Source organism: Anabaena sp. UHCC 0253 (genome assembly GCF_009712085.1).
Lineage (GTDB): Bacteria > Cyanobacteriota > Cyanobacteriia > Cyanobacteriales > Nostocaceae > Dolichospermum.
Window position 1 is genome coordinate 353,247 of the sequence record NZ_VILD01000002.1, and the last position, 24,167, is coordinate 377,413.

The following is a 24,167-nucleotide window of genomic DNA, read 5'->3' on the forward strand; positions in this document are numbered from 1 at the left end:
AAACATCTTTTTTTGACTAAGCTTTAAACTAGTGCAAACCAGTGTTTCTTATCTGTTCCCTGTTCCCTTGTATTTTTAGCTACTAGAACCAGAAGTGGCTAATTCTGCTAAACGTTCTTGTTGATCTTGGGATATACAAGATTGGATCACCGTTTCTAGATCACCTTCAAGAACAGGGTTTAGAGTATAGTTTTGACTTAACCGGTGGTCAGTTACGCGACTATCTTTATAATTGTAAGTGCGAATTTTTTCGGAACGAGAACCTGTCCCAACTTGCGATCGCCTCATCGAAGTCACAGCTTCCTGTTGTTCTCGCAACTTCATTTCATACAACTTAGCCCGGAGAATTTGCATCGCCCGTTCTTTATTCTGCAACTGGCTCCGCTCTTCTGTACAGAAAATCCGAATACCAGTAGGTTTGTGGAACAAATCAGCGGCTGTTTCCACCTTATTCACGTTTTGTCCACCCGCACCACCAGAACGCGCTGTACTCATTTCTATATCTTTCGGGTCAATATGAATTTCCACATCATCCACCTCTGGCATAATTGCTATAGTAGCCGTAGAAGTGTGAACCCTTCCCCCAGATTCCGTTGCTGGTACGCGCTGTACACGATGTACACCAGATTCAAACTTCAGCTTACTGTAAACACTATCACCTTGAATTTCTAGAATTACTTCTTTGAACCCGCCCATTTCCCCTAATGACTCGCTGACTAGCTTCACTTTCCAACCTTGGACATCAGCGTAACGAGAATACATCCGTAGCAAATCCCCAGCCCAGATACTGGCTTCATCGCCACCAGTACCAGCGCGAATTTCCAACATAATGTTTTTATCATCGTTGGGGTCACGAGGAAGCAGCAATACCTTTAACCGACTTTCCAAATATTCCAGCTTTTCTTCGAGTTCGCTAACTTCCAATGCTGCCATTTGATGCAACTCTAGATCGCTATTCGACTCTTTGAGTACCTGACGCGCCCCGATTAATTCCTCCTGGGCTGTTTTCCAAGTTTCATAGGTATTAACTACCTCTTCCAAAGAAGAACGAGACTTGGCAATTTTTTGATACTCATCAGGATTACTAGCAGTATCAGGATCAGCTAACCGCCGTGTTAATTCATGAAAAGTTTGTTCAACAGATTTAAGTTTCTCCAGTAAGTATGATTCTGCCATGATGACTAAAAATGCTCCTTCAAAATAACAAGTTGGCTCAAGCATTAAATGACAAGCGACCCAGCACTAAGCAGGGTCGTCTATGGCTTACGCCATGTACTCACTTCAACAGCTACAGCCAACCAGCTACTTTTGATTCTCTTCGCCAGTTTGAGTGCTGGACATACCATATTTGCGGAGGAAGCGTTCCACACGACCCTCAGTATCAATCATTTTCTGAGTACCAGTGTAAAAGGGGTGATTTCCAGACCAAACATCTACGTGAAGTTCGGGCTTAGTAGCACCAATGGTCATAATAACTTGACCATTACAGTACACTTTAGCGTCTGGATACCATTTGGGATGAATATCAGGTTTAGCCATTGTTTTTTTGTGGGGAATCTATTTTATAAATTATAACTGGGACTAAAAGCTAGGATTAATAGGTGGCAGGTGACAGATGACAAATAGAATCTTCATTTTTGACTCCTGACTCCTGACTCCTATCTTAGCGTTTCGAGTATTGAGGAGCTTTGCGGGCTTTGTGCAAACCGTATTTCTTCCGTTCTTTAGCTCGTGGGTCACGAGTTAAATAGCCTTCAGTTTTCAGCGGTGAACGGTTATCTGGGTCAAGTTGACACAAAGCGCGGGCAACTCCTAGACGAATAGAATCGGCTTGTCCAGTTAAGCCACCACCTTCGGCTTTCACCAAGATGTCATATTCGCTTTCTAAGCCTAATGTTTCTAAAGGTGCTTTAATAGCTCCTAAGTAGTTAGGATTGAATTGGAAGTATAAGTCTCCATCTTTGCCGTTAACAGTCATTTTCCCTTCACCGGGAACTAGACGAACTCTGGCAACTGAGCATTTACGGCGACCAGTACCCCAGTAAACGGCACGACCGCTAGTAATTTCTGCTACCTGCATTAATTTTCTCCAGGAATTGTACTAATTGTGATTTCTTTGGGTTGTTGTGCTGCATGAGGATGGGTTGGTCCTGCATACACTTTCAGTTTTGTAAATAACTGTTTACCCAGACTATTCTTAGGTAACATACCTTTGATAGCGTGTTCAAGGATTCTTTCTGGTAATCGCTGTTGCAATTTAGCGAAGGTTTCTGTTTTCATCCCACCAGGACGACCAGAATGGCGACGGTAAAGTTTTTGTGTCCGCTTTTTACCTGTAACTGCCACTTTCTCAGCATTGATAATAATGACAAAATCCCCAGTATCTAAATGGGGAGTATATTCAGCTTTTTTTTTGCCTCGGAGAATCATGGCGACTTCGGTAGCAAGACGACCCAGACGTTTGTCTGTAGCGTCTACTAAGTACCAATCGCGCTCAAGAGTTGCTTGAGGGGGAAGGTAGGTTTTAGTCATTGTTTTTGTCCTTTGTCAGTCCCTTATGAGAATTCAAAATTTAAGCCGGTAGCATCATGATCTTAATCACATCAATCATGAAAATCATCGTTCAGTTGTTATTATTTATGACCCATAATTAAGTATGGTTGGGTGTCATACCAAATTTTTGGCGGTAGAGGAAAATCGTCATAGCCGACTCTCAACAAGCATAACCCGTGAGCAGGTGCGGAATATTTCACTTCTTCCCGGCGTTCTTGTTGCCAAATGTCGGTGAAGTTATCTAGCGACCGTTCTCCAGAACCAACTTGTACTACCATGCCTATTAATAGTCGCACCATGCCGTATAAAAATCCATTTGCCTGAATTTCAATATGGATGAATGATCCACTGCGATGACATTCTACTGCTTGCACTTCTACCCAAGAATGCGATCGCGCTGAACCAGCGCGATGAAAAGCAGATAAATGGTGTTTACCCACTAAAGGTTTCAAGGCAGATGCAATTAAGGTTTCATCCAAGGGTGCGTAATAATAATGCCAACTAAAAGGTTTCACGAACAAGTTTGGTAAATCTTCAGTGTAGATTGTGTAGCGATATCGTCGGTAAATTGCGCTAAACCGCGCGTGCCAACTTTCAGTTACACCTACTGAAGCCCTGATCAACACATCCGGGGGCAAATAGCCATTGAGAACTTTTGCCCACCTGTGAGCAGGAATTAAACTTGTAGATTGAAAATGAGCTACCTGAGCAGCAGCATGAACTCCTGAATCAGTTCTACCTGCTCCATGGAGTGTCACATGATACCCTAGAACAGTGGCTATAGCTGTTTCTATCTCTTCTTGAACAGTGCGCTGTCCTTTTTGTCTTTGCCAGCCATGAAAATGAGTACCTAAATACTGAATGACTAAGGCTACTCGCTGAGTGGATTTCTGCTGGCTGCTTTCTAACATACTTGTTTAGTCAGTGGTCAGTAGTTAGTGGTCAGTTTTCAGTGGTTATTCTCCCCTGTTCCCTGTTCCCTCTTCCCAATGACTTTAAACTAGTTCGATAATAGCCATCTCAGCTTTATCACCCCGACGGGGTACAGTATGCAGAATGCGAGTGTAACCACCTTGACGGTTAGCATATCGAGTAGGAGCTTGCTCGAATAGTGCATGAACTAGAGTTTTGTCGTAGATATAACCTAGTGCTTGACGACGTGCTGATAAAGAGCCGTCTTTGGCTAGGGTAATCATTTTATCTACTTTACTGCGGACAACTTTAGCTCTGATTAAAGTTGTAGTAATTCGACCATGACGTACCAATTCTGTTGTCAAGGCTCTGAGGAGAGCGCGACGTTGGTCGGCTGGTTTACTAAGTTGTTTGACTCGGCAACGATGACGCATAACAAGGCACTAATGAATTATTAATGGTTTTGCTTTAGCTACTTTTAGAGCTTCTCTCTTGAGGTAAGGTAATACCTAGACGACGCTGTAAAGCTTCTACTACTTCTTCGGCTGACTTTTGACCAAAGTTTTTTATTTCTAAAAGGTCTTCTTGGGTGTAATCCAATAAGTCTGCTACGGAGTTTACTTGTGCGCGTTTGAGACAATTATAAGCTCTTACAGACAACTGTAACTCTTCAATTGGAATTTGAGCGGTGGGATCATCGGGGATATCTGAACCTGTATCCGTTGGTTCAAGGGAGATATCTTTTAATGGGTTGAATAAATCTACCAAAATTCCCGCTGCTGATGATAGTGCCTCTTGAGGAGAGATACTGCCATTTGTCCATACTTCCAACAGTAGTCGGTCTTTTAAAGAGCCATCGCCACGGGCTTCTTCTACACTATAATTGACTTTCCGCACTGGCATAAACACTGAGTCAATTTGGAGAAAATCCAAAGATGTGGCTTCTTCTCTGCCTCGTTCTACAGTGCGGTAGCCTTTGCCTCTCTCTATCCGAAATTCCATTTCCAGTTTTCCACCTTCAGCGATGGTGGCGATATACTGGGTCGGATCAATCACTTCGACTTCACTGGGTAAATCAAAATGAGCTACAGTAACTGTTGCAGGTCCGTTAACGAGTAACCGACCAATTTGGGGTTGAGAAGAATAGCTCTTGAGAATGACATCCTTCATTCGCATCAGGATTTCCAGTACGTCTTCCCGCACGCCTGGAACTGTGGCAAACTCATGACTAACACCAGCAATTCTGACTGCTGTAACTGATGTTCCTTCTAAATTAGAAAGTAAAACCCGCCGCAACGCGTTACCAACAGTTGTTCCTTGACCACGCTCTAGGGGTTCGAGAACAAACTTGCTATAATAGCTCCGACTTTCTTCAGCATTAGACTCTACACATTCAATTTGAAACTGCGCCACGGAGTAGCCTCCCTTTTTAAGGTGCTGCTAGAAGACAAATTAATTGCCTCTCGAATTTTCTTGTTTGAATGCTCTGAAGTTTCTATTGAGGTTGAACTTAAGAGTTAACAAATAGTTAATCAATTTGAATACCTCAATTTAGCCGACAGGCATTGTATTTTGGTTTTGACAAAGTATGGCTTGTGCCAAGTTGTGATATTAACAGCTTTTCTGAGGGGAAAAACTGGCAAGCTATTCACTATCCTATATAGTCGAACTTATTTACCCCATGCGTCTAAACTTGACAGGTATTCGCCTGGGGCAATAGTTCAAGCGTATAAGCCCGGTAATACACTGTTTAACATTAACAGGTTCTTTTAAACTCGACGGCGCTTGGGTGGACGGCAACCGTTGTGAGGAATTGGGGTAATATCCCGAATGAGTGTAATTTCCAGTCCTGCACCTTGGAGGGCGCGAATTGCAGTTTCTCTACCTGCACCTGGTCCACTTACCATAACTTCGATTTGCCGCATTCCTTGATCTGTGGCTCGTCTAGCTGCGCTTTCGGCAGCGGTTTGTGCGGCAAAGGGAGTTCCCTTTTTTGCGCCTTTAAATCCACTAGAACCAGCACTTGCCCAGGAGATGACATCTCCATTTTGATCGGTAATTGTGACAATGCTATTGTTGAAAGTAGACTGAATGTAGGCAACCCCGTTGGGGACGTTCCGTTTCTGCTTTTTGCTCCCGGATTTTTTAGTTGGTTGTCTGGCCATCTTTGTTTAGTGAATTTAAGGGACAACTTGCTGCTATAGACAAGTTTAAAAAAATTATTTCCCAGGGGCTTTCTTCTTACCAGCCACTGTCTGTCTTCTACCACGTCTAGTTCTGGCGTTGGTGCGGGTTCTTTGTCCACGGACTGGTAAGCCCATCCGGTGTCTACGACCTCTGTAACAGCCAATATCAACTAAACGTTTAATATTTAGTCCTTCTAAGCGGCGTAAATCCCCTTCAACTTGATAGTTGCTTTCGATTTCTCCTCTGAGGGATGCTACATCAGCATCAGATAGGTCTTTTACGCGGGTATCTGGATTTACACCAGTAGCTGCGAGAATTTTATGTGACCTAGTTAAGCCAATTCCGTAAATATATGTCAGACCAATTTCAACACGCTTATCGCGTGGAAGGTCTACTCCGGCAATCCGTGCCACAATGAATCTCTCCCTATTGTTTTCGTAATTGCATTTCGCCAATCGTGATTGTGTAACGTGGCGTTATTAGCAGATGATTGTCGTGTTTTTATTTTGATAGAGTAGTATCTATCCTTGGCGTTGTTTGTGTTTAGGATTTTCACAAATCACCATGACGCGTCCACGACGTTTGATAACGCTGCACTTTTCACAAATTTTCTTGACCGAGGCTCTGACTTTCATGCCTTTTAAAATTGACTCCAAATAGTAAATTATAGCATTTCTAGAAGAAATATTTCAGTTATGTAACTAGAAAAAGACCATTAAGATTGATTTATGGTAGTATTTTCCACATAGATTTATTTCTTCCGGAGTCGGTAGGTGATTCTACCTTTGGTTAAGTCGTAGGGTGTCAATTCAACTTTGACGCGATCGCCAGGTAAAATCTTGATGTAATTACGGCGAATTTTCCCGGAAATGTGTGCTAAAACATTAAAGCCGTTATCTAAGTCAACACGAAACATTGCATTAGGCAATGACTCGGTGACAGTCCCTTCCATTTCAATCAAATCTTGTTTAGACAAGTTTTTTCCTCAACTCAACAATCTCCTATTGTCCTTGTACACTTTCATGAGCCTAAAGAACATATTTGGAGAAATATATCAACAGTTTTTAATATATCTTAGCTAAAATTGACTCGCGCCTGGCTTGGAAAATAGGGGATAGGTAATAAGCAGTGTTTGCCTAAATAAACCGTTGCCCCTGTTTCTAAGCAGCTATGATATTTTTCAAGGCAGTAGAGACTTCTTCTTGGGACTGATTACCGTTGATTGTCAGGAGTTTTTGGCGATCGCTGTAATAGTTAATTAAAGGTGCAGTTTCATCGCGGTAAACTTCTAAGCGCCGACGAATCACTTCTTCAGTATCATCTTTTCGTCCACGTCCTAGTAACCTGGTAATGACAGTTTCATCTGGGGCATCCAGATTGACTACTTTTTCATCACCCTCTCCTAGACTTTTGAGTAATTCTGCCAGAAACTCTGCTTGTGTAACTTTACGAGGAAAGCCGTCTAAAATCCAACCTGTTTTAGCATCTGGTTGTTTCAGGCGCTCTTCCACCATATCTTCTACTAATTTGTCTGGGACTAATTCACCCTGATCCATAAAACCTTGGGCTTGCATTCCCAAATTTGTTTGGTCTTGAATGGCTTGGCGTAAAATGTCACCTGTAGAAATATGGGGAATCTGTAAAAATTCAGCCAAAGTTTTAGCCTGAGTTCCTTTCCCTGCTCCTGGTGGTCCCAAGAAGATTAATCGCGTCACTATTGTTTCACCATTCCTTCATATCGCTGAGAGATAACGTAAGTTTGGATCTGTTTAGCCGTATCAATTGCCACGCCAACTAAAATTAACAAAGATGTTGCACCCAGCCCCTTAAAGGTGGGAACTTTTAACGCACTTTCTACGGCTGTGGGAATAATTGCCACTAAGCCTAAAAAGATTGCGCCTAAAAAAGTGAGTCTGTTAGTTACGCGTTCAATATACTCACTGGTAGCTTTTCCGGGACGAATACCGGGAATACTCGAACCCATTTTTTTCAAGTTCTGAGCTACGTCTACTGGGTTGAGAATCAACGAGGAATAGAAATAGCTGAAGAAAACAATGGAAGTTAAGTAAACTAGGGCGTATACCCAAGGAGCAGAACCGCCGGGACTCAGATAGGTGTTTACAATATTTGCTAATTCTGGATTTTTGGTGAAATTGGCGACTAAAAGTGGCAAACTTAGGATTGCTGCTGCAAAAATAATCGGCATTACCCCCCCAGAATTGAGACGTAGAGGTAAATAACTCCGTTGTTCTGCTAAAACTCTTCTACCTACTTGCCGACGAGCAGAAATAATGGGGATGCGGCGCATTCCTTCCTGTACAAACACAATACCTACGATTGTGGCCAGAAACACTAGGATTAGAACGATGACACGACCGACGATTTCCCTACCGCCAACTTGTACTAAGTCAATAGTATCGCCTAGAGCCTTAGGTAGAGACGCGACAATGTTGACAAAAATCAACAAAGATGCACCATTCCCTATACCCCGTTCTGTAATGAGTTCTGATGCCCACATGACAAACATTGAACCAGCGGTCAGAGCGATCGCTGTCTCTGCTACGAATATTGGTCCTGGGTTAAGGGCAAATTGTTGGAGGAATAATGCTGAAAAAGCCACACTTTGAATAATTGCCCAGCATACAGTCACATATCGGGTAATTTGTGAGATTTTCCGCCGACCTGCTTCCCCTTCATTTTTCTGTAAATTTTCTAAAGATGGCAGAGCAGCCGTGAGCAATTGGATAATAATGGAGGCATTAATAAAGGGCAAAATCCCCAAGGCAAAGACACCCAAAGTAGAGAGTCCTCGCCCAGAGAATATATCCAACAAACCGAATATGGAATTGTTACCCGATATAGCTTCAGCAAACTTAGGTCTATCAATTCCTGGGACAGGCAAAAATATACCCAGGCGCACCAAAATCAAAATACCGACAGTTACAAGCAGCCTACCTCTAAGACCGGCTGCTTGCGCCATCTGCATAAAAGTTTCTTGAGCCGTTGGGGCTTTGTCTCGACTGATCATAGAGTTTTACCTTTGAAGTATGAACTATGAAGCATGAGGTGTGAAGAATATGAAGTGTGAAGCATGAAATGTGAAGTCTTAAATTTTTCATCTTTTATCCTTCATCCTTCATCCTTCATCTTTCATGCAGCTACGGTTTTACGCCATGCTACGCTATCACAACTCCCACCAGCAGCCTCAATTTTAATCCGTGCTTGTCCTGAAAAAGCCGCCGCTTTTACTTGCAGAGGAACATTTAATTCCCCATTACCCAAAATTTTCAATGGACCCTTGACAGCGGTGATAATACCTGCATCTTGTAAAGATGCCAAAGTTACTTCTGAATTAGCAGGTAAGTTAGCTAACTTCTCTACATTAATCGTAGTGTAAGTTTTACGGTTAATGAGAGGGAAGCCTTTGAGTTTAGGTATCCGGCGGTACAATGGCTGCTGACCACCTTCAAAACCGGGACGGGTTCCACTACCAGAACGGGATTTCTGACCACGCATCCCTAGACCAGCGCTCGCGCCTTGTCCAGCGGAAATACCTCTACCTACGCGCTTACGGCGCTTTTTAGAGCCTTTTTGAGGCTTAACATCGTTCAGTCTCATGATGTAATTAGTAAGTTTTTACACTAATACTTGCCAATAAATACTCTATTTAGATGGTATAGAGTTTTTCAATGGCGATACCGCGATCTTCAGCAACTTCACTTAATGTCCGCAGTGTAGATAGGGCATTTACTGCTGCTCTGGCGTTGTTCAAAGGGTTATTTGAACCTAGTTGTTTAGCAAGAATGTTGCGTATTCCTGCCAACTCCAATACTGTGCGGACAGCACCCCCGGCAATTACCCCTGTACCTGGTGCAGCTGGACGCATCATCACTTTAGCGCCACCACCGATACCATCAATGGGGTGAGGGATAGAATTGGATTTAGTGATAGGGATGTCAATAAGATGTTTTTTACCATCAGCGACACCTTTTTTAACTGCACCAATTACATCTGAAGCTTTACCAACTCCCACTCCAACTTGTCCACGCTCATTACCAACGACGACAATGGCACGGAAGCTAAGTTTTTTACCACCTTTGACGACTTTGCTCACCCGGCGGATTTGGATAACTCGCTCTTGCCAAGTGGTTTCTTCTTTTTTGTACGGCTTGCTTTACGACGACCGGTTACCATAATCAATGCTCTCTTTTAGTTGTCAGTTGTCAGCTGTCAGTTGTCAGTTGTCAGTAGAAGACAGACTATTGACTACTGACTAACTTAGAAATCTAGACCAGCCTCCCGTGCCGCCTCAGCTAATGCTTTGATGCGACCATGATAGAGGTTGCCACCACGATCAAAAACGACTTTAGTGATACCTTTTTCTAGTGCGCGTACAGCCACTAATTTACCAACTTGCACTGATGCTTCACAGTTAGCACCAGAAACTATGTTAGTTTTCAATTCTGGTTCTACGGTTGATGCAGCTACTATTGTTTCCTGTTTGGTATCATCAATCACTTGAGCATAAATATGTTCATTGGATCGAAATATAGCCAAGCGGGGACGTTCTGAGGAACCGTTAACTTTGCCACGAACACGCCGATGGCGACGCTGTTTTGATTCTCTACGTGTAAGTTTCATGTTTACTTCTTGCCACCCTTACCAGTCTTACCAGCTTTCCGTCTGACCACTTCACCGGCATAACGAATGCCTTTACCTTTATAAGGTTCGGGTGGACGAACTGCACGAACTTTAGCTGCTGTGTTCCCGACAATTTCCTTGTCATAACCACTAACTATGACATTAGTGGTACCTTCTACTGCAAATTGAATTCCTTCTGGTGGTTCAATTTGTACTTGATGGCTGTAACCCATGTTCAAAACTAGGTTACGTCCTTGAACTTGGGCGCGATAACCAACCCCTTGAATTTCCAAACGACGTTGAAAACCAAGGGATACTCCCTCCACCATATTGGCCACCAAGGTGCGGCTCAAACCGTGCATTTGTCTGGAGGTGCGAGTTTCATCACGACGAGTAACTAGCAATGTTTCTCCTTCTTGGGAGACTATGACATTGTTAGGTAGTTGACGGGAAAGTTCTCCTTTTGGGCCTTTCACGACTACTTTGACACCATCAATCGCCACTTGTACTTTGGCGGGAATAGTAATTGGACGTTTACCAATACGAGACATGATTTTTTGTTGTTTGTCAGTTGTTGTTTGTCAGTTGTCAGTTGTCAGTTGTTTTACCACTGACCAATGACTAATGACCAATGACGATTACCAAACGTGGCAAAGCACTTCACCACCTAGATTTTGACGGCGTGCTTCGCGGTCAGTCATAATCCCACTGGATGTAGAAATAATAGCGATACCGATACCGCCTAGCACTCTTGGTAATTCTTTTCGGTTGGAGTAAACACGTAAGCCTGGTTTACTCACTCGCTTTAAGGCAGTAATTAAGGGTTGGCGGTTTTTACCTTTGTATTTCAGGGAAATAACTAGGTTACGCTGTACTCCTTCTCCTGCTTCTTCAACTTCGGCAATAAAGCCTTCTTCCCGCAGTACCTTAGCAATACTACGAGTCATCTTTGTAGCTGGTACTTTCGTAGTTTGATGCCTTGCCATAGTGGCATTGCGGATGCGCGTCAGCATATCTGCAATTGTGTCGTTAGCCGCCATCGTTCCCTCTTTAGATGAACTTATTGATCGCGAAAGGGCATTCCCATTTCCTTAAGTAAGGCGCGGCCCTCTTCGTCGTTTTTTGCCGTGGTGATGATGGAAATATCTAAACCACGGACTTGGTCAATGCTGTCGTATTCGACTTCTGGAAAAATTAGCTGTTCGCGCACACCCAAAGTGTAGTTACCACGTCCATCAAAGCTTTTGGGGCTGATACCGCGAAAGTCTCTGATTCTGGGTAGTGTGAGGTTGATCAGACGATCTAAGAAGGCGTACATCCGTTCGCCTCTGAGTGTCACCATGATCCCTACAGGCATTCCTTGACGAATTTTAAAGCCAGCGATCGCTTTTTTTGCCCGTGTTACCACAGGTTTTTGTCCAGTAATCAGGGCAATTTCGCTTATAGATGCCTCTAGTGATTTAGCGTTTTGAGCAGCTTCTCCCAAACCTCTGTTTATAGTGATCTTAATCACCTTCGGCACTTGATGCACGTTGGTGTATTCAAACTGAGTAATCAATTTGGGAGTAATTGTCTCTTGATATACAGTTTTGAGTCGTGTTTTCGCCATAGTGTTTGTCCTTATATCCCCTGGGCTTTGTCAGGGTCTCTTCGCTGCAATTCAAAGTTTCAAATTAAAAAGTTCAAGTTTTAATTCTTAATTTTTTAATTGCTGAGAATTTCGCCTGTTTTTTTGAGCATTCTGACTTTCTTACCTTCGGAGGTGAAAGTGTAGCAGACACGACTAGCAACGTTTTGTTTAGTGGAATAGAGCATCACATTGGAGCTATGAATTGGGTACTCCTGAGTGACTATTTGCCCTGATTCTCCCTCTTGTTGGGGTTTAACGTGCTTGGTTTTAATGTTGACACCTTTGACAAGGACTTTACTCACTTGTGGTAGTGCTTTAATCACTTCACCAACTTTACCTTTGTCTTTGCCAGCGATAATTTGCACAGTATCACCGGTTTTGACGTGCATTTTATGAAAAACTTTAGGTTGTGGCCGCTTTGCCATTACAGCACCTCCGGAGCCAGAGAAACAATTTTAGTAAAGTTTTTATCGCGCAGTTCTCGAGCTACAGGTCCAAATACCCGTGTTCCTCTAGGATTACCATCTTTGTTGATGATAACTGCGGCATTGTCGTCAAAGCGGATGCACATACCACTATCACGATTAATTGCTTTACGTGTACGAACAATTACTGCTTCCACAACGTCTGACTTTTTTACAGCCATGTTGGGTGAAGATTCTTTGACAACGGCGATAATTTTATCACCTACGCCACCATAACGGCGGTTACCTGCGCCTAATACGCGGATGCACATTATTTTTTTAGCACCGCTATTATCTGCGACATTCAGATAAGATTGGGGTTGAATCACGACTGGTCTCTCTTTTGAGGTCGTTGTAGCTGTTAGTACAACGGTTTACGTTCTAGCTTTGGTGTTCAGGATTTCTGTAACTTGCCAACGCTTGGTTTTGCTGAGGGGTCTAGTTTCTTGAATCCGCACGCGATCGCCTGTTTTGCAGGTATTTTCTTCGTCGTGAACTTTATAGCGGCGGGTTTGAACTACGATTTTGCCGTACTTGGGGTGAGGAGCGCGGTTTTCTATGGCTACTACCACAGTTTTTTGCATTTTATCGCTCACTACCAAGCCAACTCGTTCTTTGACTGCCATAATCTCCTACTTTTGCTCTTGCTCTGAAATACTTGCTGCCCGTTTGCGTTCTCCTTCTACTGTTAGTAATTGGGAGAGACGATGGCGTGCGTGTTTAAACTGGTGAGGCTTTTCTAGTTGTCTGGTGGCTTTTTGCAAGCGCAACTGGAATAATTGTCTTTTAACAGCGACAATTTCCTCAGCCAATCTTTCGTCATTTAATTCTCTAGCTTCCGCAATCTTGGGAAGAGGCATAACCTACTCCTGCTCCTGTGGTTGAGAGCGCACAATAAATTTGGTCTTAATTGGCAACTTAGTGTCAGCCAATCGCATAGCTTCGCGGGCGATTTCTTCGGAAACGCCGGCAATTTCAAACATGATCCGGCCTGGTTTGACGACGGCTACCCAAAATTCGGGATTACCCTTACCAGAACCCATCCGGGTTTCAGCAGGACGCATGGTGATTGGTTTATCAGGGAAAATCCGAATCCAGATTTTGCCACCCCGACGAATATAACGAGTCATGGCTCGACGGGAAGCCTCGATTTGCCGTGAGGTAATCCAAGATGGTTCTTGGGCTTGGAGTCCGAAATCTCCAAAGTTAAGGGTACTACCACGGCTGGCAAGACCTTCCATGCGTCCGCGTTGTTGTTTGCGGAATTTAGTTCTTCTAGGACTTAACATGATTTGTCAGTTGTCAGTTGTCAGTTGTCAGTTGTCGGTTGTCAGTTGTCAGCTTGTTTTGCCACTGACTCTTGACCATTGACTAGGCTTCATTGGAACGGTCTTCAAACTGCTGACGGCGACGTTGTTGTTGACGGCGACGGGGTTCGCGGTCACGATCACCACGTTCACGCTCACGTTCTCTAGCTGGTTGGGCGGGAGCTTCTTCCTGACCAGGAATAATTTCTCCTTTAAATACCCAAACTTTGATGCCGAGAATTCCGTAAATCGTTTTAGCTGTGCAGTATGAGTAGTCAATATCAGCACGTAAGGTGTGGAGAGGAACTCTACCTTCACGAGTCCACTCAGTCCGGGCAATTTCTGCACCGTTGAGCCGACCACTGACTTGCACTTTGATACCTTGTACACCTGCTCTTTGGGCCCGTTGAATGGCTTGACGGACAACTCGACGGAAGGAAACACGACGCTCTAATTGTTGAGCAATATACTCGGCAATTAGGTAAGCATCAGCATCAACTCGTTGGACTTCAACAACGTTAATGCGAATTTGGCGATTACCACCTAAAGCGTCTTGGAGTCCAGTCCGCAATGATTCAATACCTTGACCACCACGACCTACGACCACACCCGGTCTTGCTGTCCGTACTTCTAGGTCGATTTGATCAGCTTTGCGCTCAATTCTTACTTCGGAAATACCGGCGTTATTTTGAGCGTATCTACCTAGTTTTTGTTCAATGTATTGACGGAGTTTATGGTCTTCTTGTAGAAGTTCTGGATAACGGTCAGGTTCTGCAAACCAACGGGATTGGTGTTCTTGAGTTATACCCAATCGAAACCCGACTGGATGAATTTTCTGTCCCACAAATGCTTCCTCTAAAATTTCTTACTGTACGCAATTTTGTTGTCTATGTATGGCTGTTTATTTAGCAGTAGCGCCGGCAGAAACAGCAACAGTGATATGACACGTTGGCTTGCGAATTTGGTAAGCTCGACCTTGCGCTCTGGGTTGAAACCGTTTCAGCACTGGTCCTTGGTCGGCATAAGCTTGACTAATCACCAGACTTCCCCGCTCTAACCCAGCATTATGCTCTGCATTAGCTGCGGCGCTTCTGAGAACCTTTAATACTGGTTCACAGGCGCGATAGGGCATAAATTCGAGAATGATTAGTGCTTCTCGGTATGAACGTCCCCGAATTTGATCAAGTACGCGGCGCACTTTATAGGGAGAAATGCGTATATAACGGGCGATCGCCTTAACTTCAGTAGTATCAGTTGCCATAATTTACTCCATTTTTGTCAGTTGTCTGTTGTCAGTTGTCCGTTGTCAGTTGCAAGAGGACTAATGACCACTGACTACTGACTAATGACTATCTCCCTGATTTTTTGTCACTTTTGCCATGACCTCTGTAGGTACGTGTAGGAGCAAATTCTCCTAACTTATGTCCTACCATTTGTTCATTGACAAATACGGGAACGTGTTGCCGTCCATTATGAACAGCGATCGTATGACCTACCATCAAGGGTAAAATTGTCGAAGCTCTCGACCAAGTTTTTACCACTTGTTTTTCGTCTTTTGCGTTCAGCTTCTCAATTTTCGTGAGGAGATGATCAGCAACAAAAGGACCTTTTTTTAAAGAACGACCCATAATTCAATTTTGGATTTTGGATTTTGAATTTTGAATTTCTAATTTTGGATTTCTTCAGTTGTCTTCATTAGGCTTCAAAAACTTTGAATGCTTAAAAATAAATCCAATCTCAAATCCAAAAATTAAAATTCTCTAGGATTGACGACCACCACGACCGCGTTTAGAAGATTTGCGGCGACGACGAAGAATTAACTTAGTGCTTGCTTTCTTGCGCTTCCGGGTCTTAGCCCCTAAAGTTGGTTTACCCCAAGGTGTTACAGGACCGGCTCTACCGATAGGCGCTCTACCCTCACCACCACCATGTGGGTGATCGACAGGGTTCATGACACTACCTCTAACCTTAGGACGACGGCCTTTCCAGCGATTTCGTCCAGCTTTACCAGCACTTAGGTTTCTTGCGTCTGTATTGCCGACTTGACCAATGGTGGCATAGCAATCACGCCGAATCAAGCGAACTTCACCAGAAGGTAATTTGAGTGTGACATAATTGCCTTCTTTAGCGACAACTTGCGCTGTTGCTCCGGCTGCACGCACGATTTGACCACCTTTACCTGGAGTCATTTCGACGTTGTGAACACTACTACCCAAAGGAATATTCGACAAAGGTAAAGCATTACCATCTTCGATAGGAGACTCAGGTCCAGCAATTACCTTTGTGCCTACAGTCATGCCATTTGGTTGCAGGATGTAACGCTTTTCGCCATCTTCATACAACAATAAAGCAATCCGCGCATTCCGGTTAGGATCGTATTCAATGGCTGTAACTGTAGCAGGTATATTCCGCTTATCTCTTTTAAAGTCAATAATGCGGTAAAGTTGTTTGTGTCCGCCACCCCGGCGACGGCTGGTTATCCGCCCTTGATTGTTCCGACCTTTGGGACGATGAACTGATTCAGTTAATGATTTTTCTGGTTCAGTTTTCGTAATTTCGGCAAAGTCGGAAATGATAACTTGGCGAGTACTGGGGGTATAAGGGCGATAAGAACGAGTACCCATAGTTCAATTTTGGATTTTGGATTTTGGATTTTGGAGCCAGAATTTTTTGATTTTAATTTCCGATTTTTAATTGTTACTTGGCATTGTTTTTATTAGCCCAATCTAAAATCTAAAATCTAAAATCTAAAATCTCTAGACTTCTGGGAATAGAACTTTTCTAATTTTTTCTTCATCCCCAGGGGCAACGGTAACAATAGCTCGCTTATATTGGGGTTTATATCCAATAAATCTACCTACACGCTTTTGTTTACGTGGGGGATTAGCAGTATTGATTTTGACGATTTTAACTGCAAATAAATCTTCAATTGCAGCTTTAATTTGTGGCTTAGTGGCTTTAGGAGTTACTTCAAAGGTGTATTTGTTTTGCTCCATCAGCATGGTCGCTTTTTCGGTGAGAATAGGGCGACGCACTAAATCAGGTAGGTCACGGGGGGCAACATTAGGCACTGTAGACCTCCTGAATTTTCTCTAAGGTTGATGATGTGACGATAATTTTGTCAGCATGGAGCAAGTCGTAAACATTCAACTGGTCAGCGGCAATCAGTTTTAAGTTTTCGATGTTACGGGCTGATAAAAGCACGTTTTCTGCTATTTCTGACAAGATTAATAGTGTTTTTTGTTCTGGTTGAGCGACCCATCTAGCTAATGCTGCTACGAGTTCCTTGGTTTTAGGACGCTGTAGTTCAGAGCTAAATTCTTCAACCACTATTAAATCGTCAGCGCGACCAATGAAAGCTGTCCGCAGTGCTAAACGGCGTTCTTTGCGGTTCATCTTCACGTTGAAATCTCTGGGTTTTGGTCCAAAGATGACACCACCACCACGCCATAGTGGTGAACGAATAGAACCAGCCCGGGCGCGACCTGTACCTTTTTGTCGCCAAGGCTTACGACCACCACCTCGAACTTCGGCACGAGTTTTCGTGCTGGCAGTTCCCTGGCGAGAATTGGTCATTTGTCTGACGAGGGCGCGGTGTACAATATGCGCTGCTGTCTTTTCTTTGGCAACTCTTAAGTCGAAGCTTGTTTCTCCGACTTGCTCTCCTTGCCAATTTTTAACTACACTCTCTACCATCTTTGTGTCCTTTGTCAGTTGTCAGTTGTCAGTTGTCAGTTGTCAGTTGTCGGCATCTTTGCCACTGAACTAATGACTAATGACCAACGACTATTTTCTACCAACTTTTTTTGCAGGGACGACATTCACTAAAGCACCTGGTTTACCAGGAATAGCTCCTTTAATGAGGATCAAGTTGCGTTCTGCATCTACTCTTACTACTGTCAGTTTGCGAATAGTGACGCGAGTACCACCTAAACGTCCTGCCATCCTTTTACCGGGATAAACACGACCTGGGGTTGTACCAGCACCAATAGAACCGGGCGCTCTGTGGTTTTTAGAACCATGAGACATGGGACCGCGACCAAAATTATTACGCTTCTGGTTACCGGCAAAACCGCGACCGATACTTGTACCAATTACATCTACTATTTCACCAGCACTAAAAATATCTGCTTTAATTTCTTGACCTAAAGCATAATCACCAGTGCTATCGGTGCGATATTCATTCAGATGACGGACTGCGGGAGCGGATGATTTAGCCAAATGACCCAACAATGGTCTGTTCAATGCCTTGGGTTTGACTTCACCATAACCAATTTGAATGGCAGCGTAACCGTCGGTCTGTTTTGTTTTAACTTGTGTAACAGTGCATGGACCGGCTTGGATGACTGTGACAGGAATAGAGATTCCTGTTTCATCGAAGATTTGGGTCATGCCCAGCTTGGTGCCGAGAATACCTACAGACACAGTTACTGGTTCTCCTTTCTAATTGCTGACCTGGAAATTGGATTGGTGACAAGTTTTATTACTATCGCTTGAGGTTAAACTATAACCTCTAAAATTTGGACTGGCGTTAGACAGTGCAAATTCTTGGCGACGCAACAATTTTTGTCACTTCTGCTCTTAGTGAATTTGTTTATTTTCACTTACTTAACCACAATAACAGGAATAATTGCCTACTCTTCTAGAGAAGGTATTACTTCTGTAATCGGATGCAATGCTAGATTGCTTTGCGCGTTGTGCAGCAATGCTTTCGTCCAAGCAGTTGCTCTGGCACTCTTTGGTGTATTAGGACTTAAGTGGTTATTTCCGCTCAGTATCCCTTTCTTGAGACTGAATATAATGCTATAAAACCAACATTATTGCTCAGGAACTACACCTTTATCATACCTTAAACAATTGTTTGAGGTTCTGCGTGACATACACCACACACTCCCTTGCAGGTGAAGGTGGGTTTCTCAGTGATTCTTGTTTGAAGACATTAACTGAGATTGCACACCGTGTGTCCCACGGCTTTTCAATTAATCAGAGTAAGTGCTACTAAATTTCAAACTAGTATTTGTTCCTATGGAACATTCCGCGAACGGACTTGCTTAAAATTATTTTTAGTATACGCTGATTTGTTCGTTTCCTCTATGCCTTCTTCTCTTTTCCATGGTATTGGTTAGAGGACTGTTGTTACCTTACTAGTATTCATCTCATCGTTTCCCTTGTGGGTCAGTGAAATAATTCTACTTGTGAGCTAATTTTCTGTGAGGGGCTAAGGGAGTGAACTGATATTAGAGCATTAGATCTGGCTGTAGCTCTTGGTTTGACCTGAAAGTTCTTTAGTTTAGCAGTCTCTTGTCTGGATGAGCTAGTTTATCCTTTAGAGAAACTAACTAGAAACTCAGATGCTAGGACTAACTAGAAACTCTAAACAAGATAGCTATCTAATTATACTATTCGGTCACAATCTAATAATATAAATCATTCATGAATTTTTGTCTAGTATTTTTTTGCTATGTGATGGGGAATAGATGATTATGCCTATATTCCAGCCTTGAATTCTCAAGAGGGCTAAAAATATGCAACTTCATTTAACTTAATCTACCACCATAAGAGTGAATAATGAAAAATATAGGGTGGGCTACACCCGAATTTAAGCTTGTGGACGAGAAGGAGTTGACTCCCTTGGTGGAAACAAGAAGCAGACCTTCTAGAATGTGTTCTAGTGGAATGATTAACTTTGAATAGTTTAATCAGGTTTTGTATAGCAGTGAATAATAGAGACATCTAAGTGGGATAGGAGAAAAATCTATGGCACTAATTACCACTGGTAACGGTTTCATCCGCAATCTAGAAAAATTTGGCGCGTTGGGTGTTTATGTTCCTCTGGAGGGGGGTTATGAAGGTCGGTATCTCCGCCGCTTAAGGGCGGCTGGCTATATTGGTCTTCATATTACTGCTAGGGGATTAGGTGATGTAGCTGCATATCTAACGCAAGTTCATGGTGTTAGACCACCGCATTTGGGTAAAAAAAGCACTGGTAGCGGTGCGGCTGTGGGTGAGGTGTATTACTTACCGCCAATGATCAGTTCTCATTTGGAACAGTTACCCCCTAAATCAAAAGGGTTGGTGTTGTGGATTATTGAGGGACATATTCTTTCTGATCAGGAAGTTGAGTATTTAATGAATTTGCCCAAATTAGAACCACGGGTGAAGGTGGTAATTGAGAGAGGTGGCGATCGCACTTTCCGCTGGAAACCTCTGGAAAAGACACTGTTAGCTAGTTAAGAAGATTGTCAGGGTGGGTCAACCCCGCCCCTGCGGTTCAATTATTATGGGATATGCTAAGTAGGTAGGCGTTAAAAATTGTCGTTGGGGCAAGGGAACAGGAAGAGAGTTTTGGGCGATTTTACTTTTCTTCACACATTTTGGTTATCTCAGGTCTACTTACTTAATTCTGTATTTCCCTTTGTACCCAAGCACGAAAGGATTTGCTAGATTGCACTTTATAAAATTGACAATCAACAATACCTATTTAAGTTTAATCATTTGGGATTAAAATATTAGACACGTCACGAAAATCTCTATTAACTTCAAGTAGTTCATAGTAAGTAATAATTAGTTTTTCATTTTCTTTAACTTGTAATTCTTGAGCTTGATCATTCATTAATATTATTTTACTGTCGCCAAGTTGCCCAAGATCATATTTGCGAACAATTCCATTATTATGTTGCCAAGTGTTACGGACTATAATATGCTTCTTAATTTTTTTCTTTACTTCATTATTGACATTTTTGTTAAGTATTTTCTCAATTTGTTTTAATTTATCATCTGCCTTAAGAAAATCAAACTTTTCTAACGCACGTTCTTGAATGTTTTGTATGATGTTGTCGCCTGTATCTACTGATAAATCAAGGTAAGTATCAAATTTAAATGATTTGCTGGTAGTGTAATTTTTCTGGTTTGAAAAGTGAGAATTTAAAATATACTTAAATAATTGACTTAAAAATTCATACCATCTTTGAATGATTTTAGCATGAACTAGTTCTTCAAAAACTCCTTGGTGATTATCATAATTTACCAAAACTTCTTGTAAATTAATTGTGTTTTCTAAAAATTTACGACAATCAGCGTCAAAATCATTACTGTCTGGTAATGATGACAGTATTGAAAAATTTGTTGCACCTGCCAGTATTTTCATATCTGAAATTTTATTCTTTGCAAGACTCCTTATGGCAATTAAGCTAATTGCTAATGATTTATATTCCTTCAAATCTTGATTAAAACAATTACGGATTTCTTTCATATATAGTTTGATAATTTAATTTTTTAAAATCAATAACTTATTTGGATATTTTGATTAAATATTTGATTTTTTCATTGACAAACAAAGTATTTATATTCAAAAAAATGAGTATTTAATCCTAACAATTATATTTATTTACCTTCATAGGTAAACTATTTTTGCGGTATTCATATATTATTAAAATATCATTCACAAACGAAATTTAACAGTGTCTGCAAGAGATAAATTCCACGAAGTTGTCAAAATTGCCCTCCAAAAAGAGAGTTGGTTAATTACCCATGATCCCTACCCCCTACAAGCGGGTACATTTGACCTAGCAATTGACCTTGGGGCAGAAAAAGTAATTGCCGCAGAAAAGGAAGATCACAAAATTGCTGTAGAAATCAAAAGTTTCATTGGTGCATCAAATATTTCAGCATTTTACGGAGCATTAGGACAATTTATAGCATATAGAACAGCCTTACGAGTCCAAGATCCAAAACGTGTTTTATATTTAGCCGTATCCAGTGATATTCATGAGCGATTTTTTATCACTTCGTTTATTCAAGAACTTGTGACTCAAAACCAACTTCTGTTGCTGATTTATAATATTGATATGGAGGTGATTGAAAAATGGCTACCATTGATGAATACCGACAACATATAAAAAATCTACTAACTGCACGGGCTAAATTGGTTTGGGATAAACGGATTCAAGCAGAAACTATTTTTGATACTGAAGACGACCACTATCAACTTGTATATGTTGGTTGGTTCGATTCTAAGCGTATTTATGGTACTGTTCTGCATTTGGATATCATTGATGGTAAAATTTGGGTGCAACAGGATGGTACAGAAATTGGTATTGCGAATGAATTAGTTGAACTTGGTGTTCCTAAAGAAGATATTGTTTTAGGTTTTAATCCGCCCAAATTGCGACATTACACTGATTTTGCTGTGGGATAAATAAGAAAAGCCCAGATGAATGACATCATCCCTCATACTAATAAATGGGAATTTGACTGAAAATAACGGACAATTATCCTCAAGACTCGGCATACTGAAGAAGGGAAAAAATAAACCAATCCCTTCCTACTTTGGCATGAAGGTAATAAAGCGAAAATGAGACGTAAATCTTCTAATACTAGACCGGCTAATACCCCTAAACCCTCTATTTTCCAATCTCCGATGTTTAACTTCGCCACCATTGCCCTTTTAGGAGGGGTGCTGATTTTGGGAATTGGGATTGGGATTGCGTTTAGTTCTACAACCACATTGAGTACATCGAATGTGGCTTCCCGTGAGTTCATTGACACTAGAGCGCCAAATCCTGAGATTTGTGTGCAGTATGGAGCTAGTGCAATGGTGATGGATGCTAGATTGTTTGTAACGCTTAACCCATTTAATGTCTATGTTGCCCAGCCGAATATCCGTCCTGGATGTGTAATCCGTCAAAATAACTGGGCAATTTTGGAAAATAAAAGATTGGTGACATCAGATCAGGTGCGGGAATGTAAGAATCGTCTGAATACGTTTGGCTTTACTGGGGATTTAAACAGTGAAAAACCAGATATTAGATGTATTTATCAAAATGAATCCGCTCAAAATTTCTTTTTATCTCAACCAGGGGCTGTGGGAAATCCACAAGAGACGGAAAGATTTTAATTTTTTCAATTTCATAGTCCAATCCAGCAACAGCCTAAAATTTTTGTATGGGTAGAGGTTGTCCAAATTCAATAATGGGAATTTCGTTCAAGTTGTTTCCTGAAGGGGTGGGAAGCATGGCGGAGGGAAGGGGTGAATTATTGATAGGTGAGGAATTTTGAGAATTTAGGGGTGGTACAGTAATTAAGGGTTGTTGGGAGCTATTTGTGAGGTTTGTGGATGGGGGGAGATTTGTGGAGGGTTTGAGCAAGAGACTGTTGGCGGGGGAAGAGGAATTGCCGGGTTTGGAAGAAGTGGTATTATAGGAAATACGGGGCTTGAATACCCAGCGCGTGGGTTTTTGTCGAGAAATGGGTTGAAGTTGTACTTGGTTTGGTTGTAACTGAGTTTCTTGTGCGAGGTCAAGAACTATACGGGTGACATTTTCGTTAAATTGGGAGACGCGAATTCTCTGAATTGCGCCTTTGTAGTTTTTTTGAGTCAGGACTTTGCCCAGTTTAGTATTAGGTAAATCGAGGACAAGACGTGGTGGTTGAGCAAGATAGAAATACTGGGGTGTTGTGGTAGCGGAGAGGTTAATTTCTAGTTGCTGTGCTTGGGGGTTGAATTGCCAATTATTCAGTTGTGCTAATGGTTGGGCAAAACTGATGCTAGGGGTGAGAGTAATGAAGGTAAATAAGCTGACTCCGATAGATGGAAGAATTTGATTGGTGATAGTTTTCATGATTCAATGGCTTTTGGATTTGGGTAATATGCTGGTTTGATTAAGTATAGTATTTTGCTCTCCAATTGGTAGGAGAATTACAAGAATACTCGGTAAGCGTAAAGCTCAGTCACTTCAGTGCTGAGATATAAGCGGCTCGTGCGACTTCAGTCGCATTCAATCCTATACCAATTACCTTGACAGTCTTACACCGTAAACAGTAGTATAAAATAAGAGGAAAGGGAAGGTAAGAACGATGCTTGTTTTTGAGTTTAAAGTTTATGGGAAATCAGTTCAGCTAACAGCAATAGATGATGCAATTCGGACTGCACAATTCGTTCGTAATAGCTGTATTCGGCTATGGATGGACGTTCAAGGTACAGGTAAAAACGACTTGCAGAAATATTGTGCTGTCTTAGCTGCTAATTTTCCATTTGCTAATGAACTCAATTCAATGGCTAGACAAGCCAGCGCAGAACGAGCATGGTCTTCTATCACCCGGTTTTATGATAATTGCAAAAAGGGGATTTCTGGTAAAAAGGGGTTTCCTGAATTCCAAAAAAGATTGTCGTTCTGTTGAATATAAAACATCAGGATGGAAACTTGCAGATAATCGTAAATCCATCACTTTTACTGATAAAAAAAGTATTGGCAGATTAAAAATTAAAGGAACTCGTGACCTCCATTTCTATCAAATTAATCAAATCAAACGAAGTAAGATTGGTAAAACGGGCTGATGGTTATTATTGTCAATTTTGTATTGATGTTAACCGTCAAGAGAATGTAAGAACCATCAGGAAATACGATTGGATTAGATGTAGGTTTGAAAGAATACTATACCGATTCTAATGGTGTTATGATTGAGAATCCTAAA

36 protein-coding genes and 2 pseudogenes are annotated in these 24,167 nt (G+C 42.0%); 5 read left to right on the forward strand and 33 right to left on the reverse strand.

Annotated elements, in window-relative coordinates:
* Positions 1-75: 75 nt before the first annotated feature.
* From prfA to rplC, 31 genes and pseudogenes are all read right to left on the reverse strand, one after another.
* Complete coding sequence (gene prfA / locus FJR38_RS05695; RefSeq protein ID WP_168496361.1) at positions 76-1,176, reverse strand: peptide chain release factor 1; 1,101 nt, start codon at positions 1,174-1,176, stop codon at positions 76-78.
* A gap of 126 nt (positions 1,177-1,302) precedes the next feature.
* A complete protein-coding gene (gene rpmE / locus FJR38_RS05700; protein WP_168496363.1) occupies positions 1,303-1,539 on the reverse strand; it encodes a 50S ribosomal protein L31 in 237 nt (78 codons plus the stop codon).
* Between the two features lie 124 nt (positions 1,540-1,663).
* Positions 1,664-2,080 (reverse strand): 30S ribosomal protein S9, encoded by a 417-nt coding sequence (rpsI, locus tag FJR38_RS05705; RefSeq protein ID WP_168496365.1) that lies wholly within the window; start codon positions 2,078-2,080, stop codon positions 1,664-1,666.
* The gene (gene rplM / locus FJR38_RS05710; protein ID WP_168535894.1) at positions 2,080-2,532 is read right to left on the reverse strand and encodes a 50S ribosomal protein L13; all 453 of its coding nucleotides are present in this window, start codon (positions 2,530-2,532) and stop codon (positions 2,080-2,082) included. The genes rpsI and rplM overlap by 1 nt, the downstream gene beginning before the upstream one ends.
* Before the next feature lie 101 nt (positions 2,533-2,633).
* The gene (gene truA / locus FJR38_RS05715) at positions 2,634-3,464 is read right to left on the reverse strand and encodes a tRNA pseudouridine(38-40) synthase TruA (RefSeq protein ID WP_168496369.1); all 831 of its coding nucleotides are present in this window, start codon (positions 3,462-3,464) and stop codon (positions 2,634-2,636) included.
* Positions 3,465-3,548: 84 nt separating this feature from the next.
* On the reverse strand, positions 3,549-3,899 hold the full coding sequence (gene rplQ / locus FJR38_RS05720; protein WP_168496371.1) for a 50S ribosomal protein L17: 351 nt from the start codon (positions 3,897-3,899) through the stop codon (positions 3,549-3,551).
* Positions 3,900-3,933: 34 nt separating this feature from the next.
* Positions 3,934-4,878, reverse strand: a complete 945-nt coding sequence (locus tag FJR38_RS05725; RefSeq protein ID WP_168496374.1) for a DNA-directed RNA polymerase subunit alpha — start codon at positions 4,876-4,878, stop codon at positions 3,934-3,936.
* Between the two features lie 356 nt (positions 4,879-5,234).
* The gene (rpsK, locus tag FJR38_RS05730) at positions 5,235-5,630 is read right to left on the reverse strand and encodes a 30S ribosomal protein S11 (RefSeq protein ID WP_015079191.1); all 396 of its coding nucleotides are present in this window, start codon (positions 5,628-5,630) and stop codon (positions 5,235-5,237) included.
* Between the two features lie 54 nt (positions 5,631-5,684).
* Positions 5,685-6,065: a 30S ribosomal protein S13 gene (rpsM, locus tag FJR38_RS05735; RefSeq protein WP_168496376.1), complete on the reverse strand. Its 381-nt coding sequence runs from the start codon at positions 6,063-6,065 to the stop codon at positions 5,685-5,687.
* Positions 6,066-6,173: 108 nt separating this feature from the next.
* Positions 6,174-6,287, reverse strand: coding sequence for a 50S ribosomal protein L36 (gene rpmJ / locus FJR38_RS05740; RefSeq protein ID WP_015079193.1), 114 nt, complete (start codon positions 6,285-6,287; stop codon positions 6,174-6,176).
* 116 nt (positions 6,288-6,403) lie between these two features.
* Complete coding sequence (gene infA / locus FJR38_RS05745; protein WP_006276978.1) at positions 6,404-6,628, reverse strand: translation initiation factor IF-1; 225 nt, start codon at positions 6,626-6,628, stop codon at positions 6,404-6,406.
* A 184-nt stretch (positions 6,629-6,812) separates the two neighbouring features.
* Entirely contained in the window at positions 6,813-7,367 is a 555-nt protein-coding gene (locus FJR38_RS05750; protein ID WP_168496378.1) for an adenylate kinase, read from the reverse strand.
* Positions 7,367-8,680 carry a preprotein translocase subunit SecY gene (gene secY, locus FJR38_RS05755; protein WP_168496380.1) on the reverse strand — a complete coding sequence of 438 codons (1,314 nt, stop codon included), beginning with the start codon at positions 8,678-8,680 and terminating at the stop codon, positions 7,367-7,369. Before secY ends, FJR38_RS05750 begins: the two co-directional genes overlap by 1 nt.
* Positions 8,681-8,802: 122 nt before the next feature.
* Complete coding sequence (gene rplO / locus FJR38_RS05760) at positions 8,803-9,270, reverse strand: 50S ribosomal protein L15 (RefSeq protein ID WP_168496382.1); 468 nt, start codon at positions 9,268-9,270, stop codon at positions 8,803-8,805.
* Positions 9,271-9,319: 49 nt separating this feature from the next.
* A pseudogene (gene rpsE / locus FJR38_RS05765) lies at positions 9,320-9,846 on the reverse strand (30S ribosomal protein S5).
* Positions 9,847-9,930: 84 nt separating this feature from the next.
* A complete protein-coding gene (gene rplR / locus FJR38_RS05770; protein ID WP_168496386.1) occupies positions 9,931-10,293 on the reverse strand; it encodes a 50S ribosomal protein L18 in 363 nt (120 codons plus the stop codon).
* A gap of 2 nt (positions 10,294-10,295) precedes the next feature.
* Positions 10,296-10,844, reverse strand: a complete 549-nt coding sequence (rplF, locus tag FJR38_RS05775; RefSeq protein WP_168496388.1) for a 50S ribosomal protein L6 — start codon at positions 10,842-10,844, stop codon at positions 10,296-10,298.
* Positions 10,845-10,931: 87 nt separating this feature from the next.
* Positions 10,932-11,333, reverse strand: coding sequence for a 30S ribosomal protein S8 (gene rpsH / locus FJR38_RS05780; RefSeq protein ID WP_168496390.1), 402 nt, complete (start codon positions 11,331-11,333; stop codon positions 10,932-10,934).
* A gap of 20 nt (positions 11,334-11,353) precedes the next feature.
* On the reverse strand, positions 11,354-11,902 hold the full coding sequence (gene rplE / locus FJR38_RS05785; RefSeq protein ID WP_168496393.1) for a 50S ribosomal protein L5: 549 nt from the start codon (positions 11,900-11,902) through the stop codon (positions 11,354-11,356).
* A gap of 95 nt (positions 11,903-11,997) precedes the next feature.
* Positions 11,998-12,348 carry a 50S ribosomal protein L24 gene (gene rplX, locus FJR38_RS05790; RefSeq protein ID WP_168496395.1) on the reverse strand — a complete coding sequence of 117 codons (351 nt, stop codon included), beginning with the start codon at positions 12,346-12,348 and terminating at the stop codon, positions 11,998-12,000.
* On the reverse strand, positions 12,348-12,716 hold the full coding sequence (gene rplN, locus FJR38_RS05795) for a 50S ribosomal protein L14 (RefSeq protein WP_168496397.1): 369 nt from the start codon (positions 12,714-12,716) through the stop codon (positions 12,348-12,350). Before rplN ends, rplX begins: the two co-directional genes overlap by 1 nt.
* A gap of 45 nt (positions 12,717-12,761) precedes the next feature.
* On the reverse strand, positions 12,762-13,013 hold the full coding sequence (gene rpsQ / locus FJR38_RS05800; protein ID WP_168496399.1) for a 30S ribosomal protein S17: 252 nt from the start codon (positions 13,011-13,013) through the stop codon (positions 12,762-12,764).
* Positions 13,014-13,019: 6 nt separating this feature from the next.
* A complete protein-coding gene (gene rpmC, locus FJR38_RS05805; protein WP_168496401.1) occupies positions 13,020-13,247 on the reverse strand; it encodes a 50S ribosomal protein L29 in 228 nt (75 codons plus the stop codon).
* Between the two features lie 3 nt (positions 13,248-13,250).
* Complete coding sequence (gene rplP, locus FJR38_RS05810; RefSeq protein ID WP_168496403.1) at positions 13,251-13,676, reverse strand: 50S ribosomal protein L16; 426 nt, start codon at positions 13,674-13,676, stop codon at positions 13,251-13,253.
* Between the two features lie 82 nt (positions 13,677-13,758).
* Positions 13,759-14,538, reverse strand: a complete 780-nt coding sequence (gene rpsC / locus FJR38_RS05815) for a 30S ribosomal protein S3 (protein ID WP_168535896.1) — start codon at positions 14,536-14,538, stop codon at positions 13,759-13,761.
* A gap of 57 nt (positions 14,539-14,595) precedes the next feature.
* Positions 14,596-14,955, reverse strand: a complete 360-nt coding sequence (gene rplV / locus FJR38_RS05820) for a 50S ribosomal protein L22 (RefSeq protein WP_168535902.1) — start codon at positions 14,953-14,955, stop codon at positions 14,596-14,598.
* A gap of 88 nt (positions 14,956-15,043) precedes the next feature.
* Positions 15,044-15,322: a 30S ribosomal protein S19 gene (rpsS, locus tag FJR38_RS05825; protein WP_168496409.1), complete on the reverse strand. Its 279-nt coding sequence runs from the start codon at positions 15,320-15,322 to the stop codon at positions 15,044-15,046.
* Between the two features lie 132 nt (positions 15,323-15,454).
* Positions 15,455-16,318, reverse strand: a complete 864-nt coding sequence (gene rplB / locus FJR38_RS05830; RefSeq protein WP_168496411.1) for a 50S ribosomal protein L2 — start codon at positions 16,316-16,318, stop codon at positions 15,455-15,457.
* A 132-nt stretch (positions 16,319-16,450) separates the two neighbouring features.
* On the reverse strand, positions 16,451-16,765 hold the full coding sequence (locus FJR38_RS05835) for a 50S ribosomal protein L23 (protein WP_168496413.1): 315 nt from the start codon (positions 16,763-16,765) through the stop codon (positions 16,451-16,453).
* Positions 16,758-17,390, reverse strand: coding sequence for a 50S ribosomal protein L4 (gene rplD / locus FJR38_RS05840; RefSeq protein ID WP_168535904.1), 633 nt, complete (start codon positions 17,388-17,390; stop codon positions 16,758-16,760). The genes FJR38_RS05835 and rplD overlap by 8 nt, the downstream gene beginning before the upstream one ends.
* Before the next feature lie 90 nt (positions 17,391-17,480).
* Positions 17,481-18,119, reverse strand: a complete 639-nt coding sequence (gene rplC, locus FJR38_RS05845; RefSeq protein ID WP_168496417.1) for a 50S ribosomal protein L3 — start codon at positions 18,117-18,119, stop codon at positions 17,481-17,483.
* 1,332 nt (positions 18,120-19,451) lie between these two features.
* Here rplC and FJR38_RS05850 point away from each other — a divergent pair.
* Positions 19,452-19,928, forward strand: a complete 477-nt coding sequence (locus FJR38_RS05850) for an NAD(P)H-quinone oxidoreductase subunit N (protein ID WP_168496419.1) — start codon at positions 19,452-19,454, stop codon at positions 19,926-19,928.
* A 253-nt stretch (positions 19,929-20,181) separates the two neighbouring features.
* Here FJR38_RS05850 and FJR38_RS05855 read toward each other — a convergent pair whose 3' ends face one another.
* Positions 20,182-20,946: a hypothetical protein gene (locus FJR38_RS05855; protein WP_168535906.1), complete on the reverse strand. Its 765-nt coding sequence runs from the start codon at positions 20,944-20,946 to the stop codon at positions 20,182-20,184.
* 208 nt (positions 20,947-21,154) lie between these two features.
* On the opposite strand from FJR38_RS05855, the gene FJR38_RS05860 reads away from it, so the two are divergent.
* The 3 genes from FJR38_RS05860 to FJR38_RS05870 all read left to right on the forward strand — a co-directional run bounded on the left by FJR38_RS05860 (position 21,155) and on the right by FJR38_RS05870 (position 22,590).
* The gene (locus FJR38_RS05860; protein ID WP_168535908.1) at positions 21,155-21,592 is read left to right on the forward strand and encodes an element excision factor XisH family protein; all 438 of its coding nucleotides are present in this window, start codon (positions 21,155-21,157) and stop codon (positions 21,590-21,592) included.
* Positions 21,559-21,891 (forward strand): XisI protein, encoded by a 333-nt coding sequence (locus FJR38_RS05865; protein ID WP_168496421.1) that lies wholly within the window; start codon positions 21,559-21,561, stop codon positions 21,889-21,891. The genes FJR38_RS05860 and FJR38_RS05865 overlap by 34 nt, the downstream gene beginning before the upstream one ends.
* A 156-nt stretch (positions 21,892-22,047) precedes the next feature.
* Positions 22,048-22,590, forward strand: coding sequence for a DUF3172 domain-containing protein (locus FJR38_RS05870; protein ID WP_168496423.1), 543 nt, complete (start codon positions 22,048-22,050; stop codon positions 22,588-22,590).
* 34 nt (positions 22,591-22,624) lie between these two features.
* Here the strand turns inward: FJR38_RS05870 and FJR38_RS05875 are convergent, their stop codons facing one another.
* Positions 22,625-23,314, reverse strand: coding sequence for an AMIN domain-containing protein (locus tag FJR38_RS05875; RefSeq protein ID WP_168535910.1), 690 nt, complete (start codon positions 23,312-23,314; stop codon positions 22,625-22,627).
* A gap of 235 nt (positions 23,315-23,549) precedes the next feature.
* Between FJR38_RS05875 and FJR38_RS05880 the strand changes: the two are divergent.
* Positions 23,550-24,167: pseudogene (locus FJR38_RS05880) on the forward strand (RNA-guided endonuclease InsQ/TnpB family protein); the annotation flags it as partial.

What these genes read in the sequence shown, in the direction of transcription:
- prfA (WP_168496361.1), bottom strand. Translation starts at nt 1,176, where the DNA reads ATGGCAGAATCATACTTACTGGAGAAACTTAAATCTGTTGAACAAACT.
- rpmE (WP_168496363.1), bottom strand. Translation starts at nt 1,539, where the DNA reads ATGGCTAAACCTGATATTCATCCCAAATGGTATCCAGACGCTAAAGTG.
- rpsI (WP_168496365.1), bottom strand. Translation starts at nt 2,080, where the DNA reads ATGCAGGTAGCAGAAATTACTAGCGGTCGTGCCGTTTACTGGGGTACT.
- rplM (WP_168535894.1), bottom strand. Translation starts at nt 2,532, where the DNA reads ATGACTAAAACCTACCTTCCCCCTCAAGCAACTCTTGAGCGCGATTGG.
- truA (WP_168496369.1), bottom strand. Translation starts at nt 3,464, where the DNA reads ATGTTAGAAAGCAGCCAGCAGAAATCCACTCAGCGAGTAGCCTTAGTC.
- rplQ (WP_168496371.1), bottom strand. Translation starts at nt 3,899, where the DNA reads ATGCGTCATCGTTGCCGAGTCAAACAACTTAGTAAACCAGCCGACCAA.
- rpsK (WP_015079191.1), bottom strand. Translation starts at nt 5,630, where the DNA reads ATGGCCAGACAACCAACTAAAAAATCCGGGAGCAAAAAGCAGAAACGG.
- rpmJ (WP_015079193.1), bottom strand. Translation starts at nt 6,287, where the DNA reads ATGAAAGTCAGAGCCTCGGTCAAGAAAATTTGTGAAAAGTGCAGCGTT.
- secY (WP_168496380.1), bottom strand. Translation starts at nt 8,680, where the DNA reads ATGATCAGTCGAGACAAAGCCCCAACGGCTCAAGAAACTTTTATGCAG.
- rplO (WP_168496382.1), bottom strand. Translation starts at nt 9,270, where the DNA reads ATGAGACTGAACGATGTTAAGCCTCAAAAAGGCTCTAAAAAGCGCCGT.
- rplR (WP_168496386.1), bottom strand. Translation starts at nt 10,293, where the DNA reads ATGAAACTTACACGTAGAGAATCAAAACAGCGTCGCCATCGGCGTGTT.
- rplF (WP_168496388.1), bottom strand. Translation starts at nt 10,844, where the DNA reads ATGTCTCGTATTGGTAAACGTCCAATTACTATTCCCGCCAAAGTACAA.
- rpsH (WP_168496390.1), bottom strand. Translation starts at nt 11,333, where the DNA reads ATGGCGGCTAACGACACAATTGCAGATATGCTGACGCGCATCCGCAAT.
- rplE (WP_168496393.1), bottom strand. Translation starts at nt 11,902, where the DNA reads ATGGCGAAAACACGACTCAAAACTGTATATCAAGAGACAATTACTCCC.
- rplX (WP_168496395.1), bottom strand. Translation starts at nt 12,348, where the DNA reads ATGGCAAAGCGGCCACAACCTAAAGTTTTTCATAAAATGCACGTCAAA.
- rpsQ (WP_168496399.1), bottom strand. Translation starts at nt 13,013, where the DNA reads ATGGCAGTCAAAGAACGAGTTGGCTTGGTAGTGAGCGATAAAATGCAA.
- rpmC (WP_168496401.1), bottom strand. Translation starts at nt 13,247, where the DNA reads ATGCCTCTTCCCAAGATTGCGGAAGCTAGAGAATTAAATGACGAAAGA.
- rplP (WP_168496403.1), bottom strand. Translation starts at nt 13,676, where the DNA reads ATGTTAAGTCCTAGAAGAACTAAATTCCGCAAACAACAACGCGGACGC.
- rplV (WP_168535902.1), bottom strand. Translation starts at nt 14,955, where the DNA reads ATGGCAACTGATACTACTGAAGTTAAGGCGATCGCCCGTTATATACGC.
- rpsS (WP_168496409.1), bottom strand. Translation starts at nt 15,322, where the DNA reads ATGGGTCGTTCTTTAAAAAAAGGTCCTTTTGTTGCTGATCATCTCCTC.
- rplB (WP_168496411.1), bottom strand. Translation starts at nt 16,318, where the DNA reads ATGGGTACTCGTTCTTATCGCCCTTATACCCCCAGTACTCGCCAAGTT.
- rplD (WP_168535904.1), bottom strand. Translation starts at nt 17,390, where the DNA reads ATGGTAGAGAGTGTAGTTAAAAATTGGCAAGGAGAGCAAGTCGGAGAA.
- FJR38_RS05850 (WP_168496419.1), top strand. Translation starts at nt 19,452, where the DNA reads ATGGCACTAATTACCACTGGTAACGGTTTCATCCGCAATCTAGAAAAA.
- FJR38_RS05855 (WP_168535906.1), bottom strand. Translation starts at nt 20,946, where the DNA reads ATGAAAGAAATCCGTAATTGTTTTAATCAAGATTTGAAGGAATATAAA.
- FJR38_RS05865 (WP_168496421.1), top strand. Translation starts at nt 21,559, where the DNA reads ATGGCTACCATTGATGAATACCGACAACATATAAAAAATCTACTAACT.
- FJR38_RS05870 (WP_168496423.1), top strand. Translation starts at nt 22,048, where the DNA reads ATGAGACGTAAATCTTCTAATACTAGACCGGCTAATACCCCTAAACCC.
- FJR38_RS05875 (WP_168535910.1), bottom strand. Translation starts at nt 23,314, where the DNA reads ATGAAAACTATCACCAATCAAATTCTTCCATCTATCGGAGTCAGCTTA.